This window comes from Cryobacterium sp. 10I1 (genome assembly GCF_035019805.1).
Taxonomy (GTDB): domain Bacteria; phylum Actinomycetota; class Actinomycetes; order Actinomycetales; family Microbacteriaceae; genus Cryobacterium; species Cryobacterium glucosi.
Genome location: NZ_JASJVF010000122.1, coordinates 1 through 9,849, shown reverse-complemented (window position 1 = coordinate 9,849; position 9,849 = coordinate 1). Strand labels below are relative to the sequence as shown.

Sequence of the window (9,849 nt, the reverse complement as noted above, 5' to 3'; positions counted from 1 at the left end):
GCTTTCGCCCGACCCCGCTCCCTGTGTTCGTCCGGCCTCAGCCGACGATCAGCACTCTCCTGCTAGTAGGAGGTCTGTCCTTCGATGGCGGACTGCCAGACCGGCTTGTTGTCCTTGTCGAACTTGTAGATGCCGATGAAGGCGCTCGACGGCTCGTTGTGCGAGTTGAACGGGCCGACGCCGGACTGTCCGACGTACTGGATGTCCGTTCCGGCGGTGACAAGCGGTGCACACTCGGCGTAGCTCTTGCACTTGGTGCCCTTGCCACTCGCGCCGGAAACGGCCGCGAGCTGCGCCTGGATGTCGGCGGAGACGGTGGACTTGGCCTTCAGCGCCGCGAGGGCGGAGAGGGTGGTCGCGTCGTAGGCCTCAGGAGCGTAGGAGAAGTCTCCGAGAGCTGCGTTCTGGGTGTCCTTGTACCAGGAGACGAGCTTGGCCTTGAAGTCATCAGCCGGGTATGCGCCGGGGATCGTGCCCTGTGCGCTGGTCAGCGTGCCGGCTTCGAAGTCCTTGCTGTAGTCGGCGGTGTTGCCGTCGGACAGGTAGACCTTGGAGAGGTCGACGCCCTGGGCCTTGAGCTCGGGGATGATCGACTTGGTCTCGTCGAAGGCGAGGATGACGATCGCGTCAGGGTTGGTCGCCTTCGCAGCGGTCACCTCGGACGAGAACGTGGTCTGGCCGGGGGGGAATTCCTGGCCGTTGCCCTTGCCGCCATAGACGACGGTTCCGCCGGAGGCTTCGACGCTGGCCTGCGTGAAGTCGCGGAGGCCGGTGCCGTAGGAGTCGTTGAAGACGAGGAAGGCGACCTTGGCGTTGCCGTCACCCGTGATGAGCTGGCCGAGCGCGGAACCCTGGACCGAGTCCGGCGGTGCGGTACGGAAGTAGAACGGACCGTAGCCGCTGAGCTTGGCCGAGGTGTTGGCCGGGGAGATCTGGACGATCTTGGCGGAGGCGAAGGAGTCGACGACGTTGAGCGAAACGCTCGAGGACGCGGCGCCGATCGCGACGGATACCTTGGCCGCGATGAGCTTCTGGGCGGACGCGGTCGAGATCGTCAGGTCCGTGCTGTCACCGGAGTCGGTGGCCAGGACGCAGGCGTCCTTGCCGTCGACGCCGCCGGCGGCGTTGATGTCGGAGACGGCGAGGCCGACGCCGGCGAGTTCCGGCGGGTTGAGATAGGCGAGGCTACCGGTGATCGGGAGGATCGAGCCGACGACCAGCGACTTGTCCGTGGACGCTCCGCTCGCACAAGCTGCGTCGGTGTACGAGGACGCGGCCGCAGCCGAGGTCGTGGTAGCGGTTGAACCGCCGCCGGATGCACAACCGGAGAGCATGACGGCGATGACGCCTGCTCCCGCCACGATGGCGGTCCGGAGGGCGTGCTTGGATTTAATCATCCTGGGTACCCTTTCATCTTGCACGCGTAAGTACGCCTCCGGGTGAGGCCCACTCGCGTTATTAGGCTCCAACCTAGGATCACTTTGTTTCGAGGATGTTTTCTTGCCGCGCAAAGAGAACATCGTTAGCGATTCGTGACACCACCGGCACCTGCTCTGGGGGACGCCGTCGGACGAGGTGCTGTACTAGGAGCGTCGCCCGGTCACGCCCTGGTATGCGATCTGCTTCTTCTCACCGAGGGCGGTGATGCAGGATGCCCAGGATGCGCACACCGCGTCGCCGTGGCTGACCCGGTCGAGCGCCGGGGCGATCGAGGGCCCGCCGTCGTCGCCTGCCTCCCTCGCGGCGAGGGCCGCGAGCACCACCCCGTCGAAGGCTTCCCCGCCTCCGGCGGTGTCGGCGAGCCCGGGGTCCGAGGTGCGCAGGCGCACTGCGAAGGCCTCGTCTGCTGCGAGCGGAGTGCCGCCGTTCGTGAAGTCGTTCAGAGGCAGCAGGGCGATGCCCGCTGCGGCGACGGATGCCGTGACATCAGCGGGCACCGCACTCGTCGCGTCCCAGAGAACGAGGTCAACGTGTCGCGCCACCAGGTCGGCAACCGCGGCCGCGACGTTCCCCGTCGAGTTCCGATGCACGAGCTGGATCGGCAGAGTGCCGGGCACGGCCTGCTCAAGGATCTCGCGGGCGGCCAGCTCGGTGCCGGCGACCTGAGCGGCGCCGGTCACTGCGGCTCCCGCTTCCCCGGTCATCGGGAACAGCGTGCCGATCAGGAGCGTGCCGTCGCCGGTCGGCGCGACCGTCGCGGCGACGGTCGGAGTGCTGGTCACGACGACGGGGGCGTCCCCTGCGGTGCACCCGGAAAGCAGCAGCGCGGCGACGACGGTGAGCGCGAGACCGGCAGACGTGAGCCCCCGGGGTCGCGAGGTGACGTTCAGAGCTGGAAAGGGCATCCGTGGTCCTTTCACAGGTGGGATGCTCCGAGCGTATCGCCGGTCAGAGGGGTTCGGGGGATGCTCGCCGCGGGGCGCGTCCGGTGACGACCATGTCGGCCGTGAGGATCACGAGCGCGACCCAGACGAGCCCGAAGCCGACCCAGCGCTCCGGCGGCATCGGCTCGCCGAGGATGAAGACCCCGACGAGGAACTGCAGCACCGGTGCGACGAACTGCACGAGGCCGAGCAGGCTGAGCGGCAGGCGGCGGGCGGCGGCTGCGAAGAACAGCAGCGGGACGGCCGTCACGACGCCCGTTGAGACGAGGCCGACGGTGTGCCACGGCGACACGGTGCCGAAGGTGAGCCCGGTGACGGCGCCCACGATGAGGAGTTCCGCGACCGCGATCGGCATCAGCCAGGCGGTCTCGAGGGTGAGGCCGGTGAGCGCGCCGACGCCGGGTCCGACGTTCTTCTTGATCAGCCCGTAGAACCCGAAGGACAGGGCGAGGACGAGCGAGATCCACGGGAGTGCCCCGTAGCCGAGCGTCAGCACGAGCACAGCGGCCGCGCTGATCGCGACCGCGATCCACTGGATGCGCCGCAACCGCTCGTGCAGAACGAAGACGCCCAGCAGCACCGTGACGATCGGGTTCATGAAGTAGCCCAGGGCGGCCTCGACCACGTGCCCGGTCAGCGTCGCGAAGACGTAGGTCTGCCAGTTGACGAAGATCAGGAGGCCGGCCAGGCCCATCACCCAGACCGTCTTCGGGCGGCGGAGGACTGTGAGCAGGGCGGGCCAGCCACGGGTGACGGTGATTAGGGCGAGGCAGAAGACCAGGGAGAAGAGCACGCGCCAGGCCACGACCTCGAAGGGTCCCGTCGGGTGCAGCAGCAGGAAGAAGAGCGGGAGCAGGCCCCAGAGGCCGTACGCGGAGATCGCGAAGGCGAGTCCGCTGGTCGGTTCGGCCGACTGGCTCCGTGTCCTGCTCACAACGATTCCCCTTCGCGGGCGTGCCCTGCCTGGACGTGTTGGGTGGTGCGGGCCGCGCTCGGGCGGACCTGGCAACACAAAATCCCGGATGATCAGGCCATCCGGGATTTTGTGTTGTTCGTACGTGTACTGCGGTCGTGCGTGGCGCCTGGAACGAATCCCTAGCGGACGACGACGGCGAGCACGTCGCGTGCGGAGAGGACGAGGAGGTCGTCGCCACCGAACTTGACCTCGGTTCCGCCGTACTTGGAGTAGATGACCTTGTCGCCCACGGCAATGTCGAGCGGGATGCGGTTGCCGTTGTCGTCGATGCGGCCGGGGCCGACGGCGACAACTTCGCCCTCCTGGGGCTTTTCCTTGGCAGTGTCAGGGATGACCAGACCTGATGCGGTGGTCTGCTCGGCGTCGACCTGCTTGATGACGATGCGATCCTCGAGCGGCTTGATGGAGACCGACACGGTTGACCTCTTTCTTAGCTAAGACTTGGTTGGCAGACTCACAGCGAGAGTGCTAACAGCGAGTTTAGGGCGCTTCTGGCACTCACGCAACGTGAGTGCCAGACTCGGGCGTTCCGGGCGCGGCGGCCATGGCTTGATATCGTTTGGACAATGGAACGCTCCGAGCTTGTTGACCTGTTGTCCCCCGAGGGGCTGCGCCTGCTGGACTCGCTTCCGCCCTGGGACAACGCCTCCGATGTGGTTCGGCTGGTGAGCGACCTGCGGAAGGCCGGCCATCCTCAGGGACTCGTGACCGCGGTGCTCGGCCAATCGCGGCTGCGGGCGAAGGCCGTGGCCAAGTTCGGCGACTTCGCCGGGCGGATGCTCTTCACTGAGGCCGGTCTCGAACAGGCCACCCGCCTGAACGTCGCCGCGCTGCACGCCGGCCGGTTCGCCGCTGCCGGACTGAACCGGGTCGCCGATCTCGGCAGCGGGATCGGCAGCGACTCGATGGCCCTCGCCGCGCTCGACATCCAGGTGACCGCCGTGGACACGGACGAGGTCACGGCCACGGTCGCGAGCTACAACCTCGCCCCCTTCGACAATGCCGCCGTCGTGCACGGCGACGCGGAGACCTTCGACCTCACCGGCTTCGACGCTGCCTGGCTCGACCCGGCCCGCCGTACGGCCGGTCACAGCAATACCTCCCGGCTGACCCGCCCGGAGGATTATTCGCCGAACCTCGACTTCGTCTTCGGACTGAGCGAGCGGATGCCGATCGGAGTGAAGCTCGGTCCGGGTCACGACCGTGACGCCATTCCCGCCGCCGCGGAAGCGCAGTGGGTGTCCGTGGACGGAAAGCTCGTGGAGATGGGACTCTGGTTCGGCGTTCTCGCTCGCGAGGGCATCCGCCGTTCGGCCCTGCTCCTGGGCAGGGACGGCCGGCACGAGCTGACCGCGGCCGCGGACAGTCCGGATGTCGAGACCGTGCCCGGAGAGGCGGGCGTGCCCGGGAGCTACCTGTATGAGCCGGATGGCGCCGTGATCCGGGCGCGGCTGATCGGCGACCTGGCCCGCAGCATGGACGCGCTGATGCTCGGGGAGGGCATCGCATACCTGAGCTCAGAGTCGTTGCACGAGACCCCGTTCGCGACGGCGTTCCGGGTGCTCGAGTCGCTGCCGGTGGACGAGAAGAAACTCCGGCTCGCGCTCAAGGAGCGTCAGATCGGGACTCTCGAGATCAAGAAGCGCGGCGTGGACGTTGACCCGGCCGTGCTGCGCACCCGGCTGAAGCTGCACGGGTCCGAGTCCGCCACTCTCGTGCTCACCCGGGCGGGCGGCCACAGGCTCGCTCTGCTCGTGGAGCGGGTGCAGCCGCCGCGCTGAGCACTCAGCGCCGGGCACCCAGCGCCGGGCACTCAACGCCGGGAGCTCAGTGCGGGATGGGGCTGATGCCCTGGCTGATCAGCACGATCCAGCCGGCGGCGATGACGAGGCCCGCGAGACCGGTGCCGAGGCCCCAGGCCCAGATCGCGACGGCCGCGCGTTCGGTGCGGCTCGCCCAGACGGCGAGCACGACGGCCGCGAGCGAGAGCGGCGCGGTCCAGACCACGAAGACGGCGCCGGCGAGGCCGACGGCGCCGAAGAAGAGAGAGGCGAGAGAGCGGGCGCGCCTGCGCGCAAGGGCGCGCAGCTCGGACTCGGTGTAGACGTACGGCACCCATTCGGTGGGAGCGGTGACGGTCGACGCGTAGTCGAGTTCGCCGGTGACCTCCTCCGGCGGGCGCGTCAGTTCGAAGCGGAGGTCGTCACCGGCGGTGGGACGTCGTGCATCCGTCACTGCGGCCTCCCGGTCCGTTCACTTCGCCCGGGGAACGGGCTCTCAGCGATATTAGTAGGTACTCGGCATGCTTGCGAAGACGATGATCCAGACGACGATGCTCAGCAGGGAAAGGGCGACGCCGACGATGCCCGTGATCAGGCCGGTGAGCCACAGGGCACGTGCGCGCGGTTCCTTCGTGCGACCGAGCGCCCCGAGCACGATGGCCGCGGCCGGCAGCAGCAGGGTGAGCACCCCGCCGACGAAGGGGATGAAGGCGATCGGGAGGCCCAGCAGTCCGACGACACCTGCGACAAGCGAGAGGATGCTGAGCAGCGGCTGGCGGGTCGGAGCCTGCGTCCCCGGGGCGGGCGGGTACGGATACCCGTAACCGGGCGACGGCGGTCCGGCGGAGGCAGGACCGCCGGGCGCTGGACCGGCGGTCGGAGGATCCGTGAACGGCGGACCGGCGAACCCATCGCCGCCGGATGCCACGGGCTGCGTTCCGGGCGGCCCTGCAGCGGCCACGGTGGACTCGCCGCGCGGAATCTGCGGGACCTCGGGAACCTCGGGCACGTGCGGCACGTCGGGCACCTGCGGAACCTCGGGAACCGGAGGGATTCCCGAGGCACCAGGGGCGTTCAGATCACTCATGAGCTGTTCCTTTCCACTTCATTGACGGGTCAACGGTGATGGCAGGTCAGTCGTGACGACAGGCCGGCAGGGACGATCCAGTGGGTCAGTAGCTGGAGTACCCGTTGGTCGAGGCCGTGCTGATCAGCACGATGAAGAGGATCGCGCCGATGATGCCGGCGACAATGCCCAGGTAGCCGAGAACGAGGCCGGCGATGGCGAGCCCGCGGCCCTTTTCTCCGGTCTTCTTGATCTGGCTGAGGGCGATGTGGCCGGTGATGATCGCGGCGAGAGAGACGAAGAACGCCGACACGAGCGACACGATCGCGAGGACGTTGTACTTGTCCTGGGCGAGGGGCTGGCCGTAGGCCTGCTGGCCGTACGCCTGCGGCTGGCCGTACTGCTGCTGCTGCTGGCCGTACTGCTGCTGACCGTACGTGTCCGGTGCGCCATACGCAGGGGCGGCAGGTGCCTGGTACGCCGGCGCGGCGGGTGCCTGGTATTCGGGCGCGGCGGGCGCCTGGTAGATCGGGGGCTGGTTCACCGGGGGCGGGGTTACCGGAGGCTGGTTCGGGTCGGTCATGACTAACGGCTCCTTTGGGCTTCGATCAGCTGGCGGTGCCATAGTTGCACCCTCATTGAACGGGTGTCAACGCCCATGACGCGCCATGTCTGTTGCGTCCAGCGTATCGCGGATGCATAGGAACCGGAGATGGGACGCGGTTTTCAGCCCTGGATGACGGAAGCAGGGAGCGTTGAATCCGCACCGAAGTCGAGGGTGGACGGCTCGTGACCCGCGATGATCAGCTGGGCGCCGAGCGCGGCGATCATGGCGCCGTTGTCGGTGCACAGCGAAAGCGGCGGGATGCGCAGGGCGATGCCTGCTGCATCCGTTCGCTCGACGGCGAGCTCGCGGAGCCGCGCGTTCGCGATCACCCCGCCGCCGAGGAGAAGTCGCGGCACCCCGAGGTCTGTGCACGCGGCGACGGCCTTGGTGAGCAGGATGTCGATGACGGCCTCGCGGAAGCTCGCCGCGACGTCCGCGAGCGGCACGGTCTCCCCCGCGTCGCGGGTCTGCTCGACCCAGCGGGCGACCGAGGTCTTCAGCCCGGAGAAGGAGAAATCGTAGCGGTGGTGTTCCATGTCCTTGTGATGGCTGAGGCCGCGGGGGAAGCGGATGTACGCCGGATCGCCGCCGAGCGCGACGCGGTCGATCTGCGGGCCGCCGGGGTATGGCAGGCCGAGGATGCGGGCGACCTTGTCGAAGGCCTCCCCCGCCGCGTCGTCGATGGTCTCGCCGAGCAGTTCGACGTCGGACACGAGGTCGCGCACGAGGAGGAGCGAGGTGTGCCCTCCGGAGACGAGGAGGGCGATCGTCGGGTATTCGAGGGGCTCCGTGCCCGGATCGGCGTCGGTCTGGAGTACGTCGGCACCGACGTGGCCGACGAGGTGGTTGACCGCGTAGATCGGCTTGCCGAGGGCGATCGCGAGTGCTTTCGCGGCGCCGACGCCGACCATGAGCGCGCCGGACAGGCCGGGGCCGTAGGTGACGGCGATCGCGTCGACGTCCTCGAGGCGGATGCCCGCGTCCTCGGTCGCCGCCCGGATCATCGGGACGAGCTCCTCGAGGTGGGCGCGCGCCGCGACCTCGGGTACGACGCCGCCGTACCGGGCGTGCTCATCCATCGATGAGGCGATCGTGTTGGAGAGCAGCCGGCTTCCGCGGACGATCCCGATGCCGGTTTCGTCACAGGAGGTTTCGATGCCGAGCACCAGGGGGTTGTCGCGGTTCATTCGGTCGCCTCCGCGGCATCCGTCGGGTCGGTCGGGGACTGCACCGGGTCGGGCGCGGCGAGCGCCGCCTCCGCGGGCGGCACTGCGAGTCGCATCACGAGCGCGTCGACGTTGTCCGGCTGGTAGTAGCCGCGGCGCACACCGATCTCCTCGAAGCCGAGCCGGAGGTAGACCCGCTGGGCGCCGGGGTTGTCGGCGCGGACCTCGAGGAACACCTCGCGGATGCCTCGCTTGCGGGCCTCGGTGACGAGGCTCTGCACGAGGGTGCCGCCGAGACCGTGCCGGCGGGCCGTCTCGGTGACGGCAATGGTCTGGATGTCGCCCTCGAGCGCCCCGCGCGGCGCGAGCAGCCCCGCGTATGCCTCGATGCGGTCGGGTTCGTCCGGCGGGACCGCGACGAGGTAGTAGCAGTCCGGGTCGGTCACGTCCCGGAGCATGCCCTCCGCGGACCAGGCGTCGTTCTCGAAGAGGCGGGTCTCGAGGGCCATGATGCCGTCGAGGTCGCCCGCGTGGGCGCGGCGCAGCTGCCAGGTCACTCAGCTCACCCGTTTCGGACCGTTGGAGAGGGTGACGTCGGGCGATCGAAGGTAGAAGGCGGCGTCGGTCGCGAAGGCACGGTCGTTGGCCAGCAGCAGTTCGGCGACCCTGCCGAGGTCGGCGGCCGGAACGGTCACGGCGTCCGCGCGGACCAGGCCCGCGTAGACCCAGTCGGGCTCGAGCAGGACGGCCGGTTTCGCCACCCCTGGCGCGGCGAGGCGTACGGGCAGGCCGGCGGCATCCGCCCCGCTGTATGCCGACCAGTTCACCTCGCGCCGGCGGGCGTCGGTCACGACGACGAGGCCGCCGGTGTGGCCGGCCCGAAAGCGGCTCAGGGCGATGGCGTCGTGGCTGATCACGGGGAGGAAGGGCAGGCCGGCGCCGAGAGCGAAGACGCGGGCAGCGGCGATGCCGACGCGGAGACCGGTGAATGGGCCAGGGCCCATGCCGCCGACGACACCGGTGAGGTCGGCGACCCGCACGTTCGCCCGGTCGAGGCACTCTGCGATGAGTCTGCCGATCAACTCCGCGTGGCGCATGGTGTCTGCGGTGTCGATGTCCGCGAGCACGCCGCGGACCCCGTCGACGACCGCGACGCTGGTTCCGGCGGAGGTATCGATGGCGAGAAGCACCTGTTCAGCCTATTCCCCGGGCCATGCGCCCTCGAACGCGGCCCAGCGGGGGCCGAACCCGGTGATGGTGACGGTGCGCGGCTCGTCGAGGTCGACGTCGAGGTCCAGGCCGGGTGCGGCGGATGCCCGGGCGGAGCCGGCCGCGCCCGCCGGCCCGGTCTGCAATGCGCCCGTCGGCCGCTCGATCTCGATGTCGAGCCACGAGTCCGCGACCCCATCGAGCAGCCCGCGGCCCCACTCGACCACGACGACGGAATGCTCGAAGTCGATGTCGAGGTCGTCGAGTTCCATCGCGCCCTGCAGCCGGTAGGCGTCGACGTGCACGAGCGGCGGGCCGCCGACGAGGCTCGGGTGTGTGCGGGCGAGCACGAAGGTCGGGCTCGTCACCGCGCCGCGTACCCCGAGTCCGACGCCGAGGCCGCGGGTGAAGGTGGTCTTGCCCGCGCCGAGCGGACCGGTCAGTACGAGCAGGTCGCCCGCGCGGAGCTCAGCGGCGACGCGGACACCCCAGGAGTGCATCGCAGCGGCGTCGGGGATCACCCGGCGGTTCATCGCGCGGGCTCCCCGCTCTCGCTGAGGACAGCCCGGTAGCTGCGCGGAACGCGGTGCCCGATCCGGGTGACGATCTCGTAGTTGATCGTGCCGGCGGCATCCGCTATGGTCCGCAGCTGGCAGGCGG

Annotated in this window: 13 protein-coding genes; 1 reads left to right on the top strand and 12 read right to left on the bottom strand. The window is 69.2% G+C overall.

Translation table 11 applies throughout. From position 1 onward, the window contains the following. Positions 1 to 62: 62 nt before the first annotated feature. From QN345_RS11500 to groES, 4 genes are all read right to left on the bottom strand, one after another. Positions 63 to 1,397 carry an ABC transporter substrate-binding protein gene (locus tag QN345_RS11500; RefSeq protein WP_134449933.1) on the bottom strand — a complete coding sequence of 445 codons (1,335 nt, stop codon included), beginning with the start codon at positions 1,395 to 1,397 and terminating at the stop codon, positions 63 to 65. 186 nt (positions 1,398 to 1,583) lie between these two features. Continuing rightward, on the bottom strand, positions 1,584 to 2,345 hold the full coding sequence (locus tag QN345_RS11495; protein WP_134557991.1) for a hypothetical protein: 762 nt from the start codon (positions 2,343 to 2,345) through the stop codon (positions 1,584 to 1,586). A 43-nt stretch (positions 2,346 to 2,388) separates the two neighbouring features. Next, positions 2,389 to 3,318, bottom strand: a complete 930-nt coding sequence (rarD, locus tag QN345_RS11490) for an EamA family transporter RarD (protein ID WP_134449931.1) — start codon at positions 3,316 to 3,318, stop codon at positions 2,389 to 2,391. A gap of 161 nt (positions 3,319 to 3,479) precedes the next feature. Then, complete coding sequence (gene groES, locus QN345_RS11485; RefSeq protein ID WP_092339382.1) at positions 3,480 to 3,776, bottom strand: co-chaperone GroES; 297 nt, start codon at positions 3,774 to 3,776, stop codon at positions 3,480 to 3,482. A gap of 150 nt (positions 3,777 to 3,926) precedes the next feature. Here groES and QN345_RS11480 point away from each other — a divergent pair, with 150 nt between their 5' ends. Beyond that, positions 3,927 to 5,141, top strand: a complete 1,215-nt coding sequence (locus QN345_RS11480) for a class I SAM-dependent methyltransferase (RefSeq protein ID WP_322188418.1) — start codon at positions 3,927 to 3,929, stop codon at positions 5,139 to 5,141. Positions 5,142 to 5,187: 46 nt separating this feature from the next. Here the strand turns inward: QN345_RS11480 and QN345_RS11475 are convergent, their stop codons facing one another. The 8 genes from QN345_RS11475 to QN345_RS11440 all read right to left on the bottom strand — a co-directional run bounded on the left by QN345_RS11475 (position 5,188) and on the right by QN345_RS11440 (position 9,808). Beyond that, positions 5,188 to 5,595: a hypothetical protein gene (locus QN345_RS11475; RefSeq protein WP_134449929.1), complete on the bottom strand. Its 408-nt coding sequence runs from the start codon at positions 5,593 to 5,595 to the stop codon at positions 5,188 to 5,190. Between the two features lie 51 nt (positions 5,596 to 5,646). Next, a complete protein-coding gene (locus tag QN345_RS11470) occupies positions 5,647 to 6,228 on the bottom strand; it encodes a hypothetical protein (protein ID WP_322188420.1) in 582 nt (193 codons plus the stop codon). A gap of 85 nt (positions 6,229 to 6,313) precedes the next feature. After that, a complete protein-coding gene (locus tag QN345_RS11465; protein ID WP_166791056.1) occupies positions 6,314 to 6,790 on the bottom strand; it encodes a DUF4190 domain-containing protein in 477 nt (158 codons plus the stop codon). Between the two features lie 143 nt (positions 6,791 to 6,933). Further along, a complete protein-coding gene (tsaD, locus tag QN345_RS11460) occupies positions 6,934 to 8,001 on the bottom strand; it encodes a tRNA (adenosine(37)-N6)-threonylcarbamoyltransferase complex transferase subunit TsaD (RefSeq protein ID WP_322188422.1) in 1,068 nt (355 codons plus the stop codon). Further along, positions 7,998 to 8,537, bottom strand: coding sequence for a ribosomal protein S18-alanine N-acetyltransferase (gene rimI / locus QN345_RS11455; RefSeq protein WP_166787419.1), 540 nt, complete (start codon positions 8,535 to 8,537; stop codon positions 7,998 to 8,000). The genes tsaD and rimI overlap by 4 nt, the downstream gene beginning before the upstream one ends. Further along, positions 8,538 to 9,170 (bottom strand): tRNA (adenosine(37)-N6)-threonylcarbamoyltransferase complex dimerization subunit type 1 TsaB, encoded by a 633-nt coding sequence (tsaB, locus tag QN345_RS11450; RefSeq protein WP_134449925.1) that lies wholly within the window; start codon positions 9,168 to 9,170, stop codon positions 8,538 to 8,540. Positions 9,171 to 9,179: 9 nt separating this feature from the next. Further along, positions 9,180 to 9,722, bottom strand: coding sequence for a tRNA (adenosine(37)-N6)-threonylcarbamoyltransferase complex ATPase subunit type 1 TsaE (gene tsaE / locus QN345_RS11445; RefSeq protein WP_134449924.1), 543 nt, complete (start codon positions 9,720 to 9,722; stop codon positions 9,180 to 9,182). After that, positions 9,719 to 9,808 (bottom strand): hypothetical protein, encoded by a 90-nt coding sequence (locus tag QN345_RS11440; protein WP_323508668.1) that lies wholly within the window; start codon positions 9,806 to 9,808, stop codon positions 9,719 to 9,721. Before QN345_RS11440 ends, tsaE begins: the two co-directional genes overlap by 4 nt. Positions 9,809 to 9,849 lie beyond the last annotated feature (41 nt).

Bases quoted from the DNA above. Each gene is read 5' to 3' on its own strand.
- QN345_RS11500 (WP_134449933.1), bottom strand. From the start codon at position 1,397: ATGATTAAATCCAAGCACGCCCTCCGGACCGCCATCGTGGCGGGAGCA.
- QN345_RS11495 (WP_134557991.1), bottom strand. From the start codon at position 2,345: ATGCCCTTTCCAGCTCTGAACGTCACCTCGCGACCCCGGGGGCTCACG.
- QN345_RS11480 (WP_322188418.1), top strand. From the start codon at position 3,927: ATGGAACGCTCCGAGCTTGTTGACCTGTTGTCCCCCGAGGGGCTGCGC.
- QN345_RS11470 (WP_322188420.1), bottom strand. From the start codon at position 6,228: ATGAGTGATCTGAACGCCCCTGGTGCCTCGGGAATCCCTCCGGTTCCC.
- QN345_RS11465 (WP_166791056.1), bottom strand. From the start codon at position 6,790: ATGACCGACCCGAACCAGCCTCCGGTAACCCCGCCCCCGGTGAACCAG.
- tsaD (WP_322188422.1), bottom strand. From the start codon at position 8,001: ATGAACCGCGACAACCCCCTGGTGCTCGGCATCGAAACCTCCTGTGAC.
- tsaE (WP_134449924.1), bottom strand. From the start codon at position 9,722: ATGAACCGCCGGGTGATCCCCGACGCCGCTGCGATGCACTCCTGGGGT.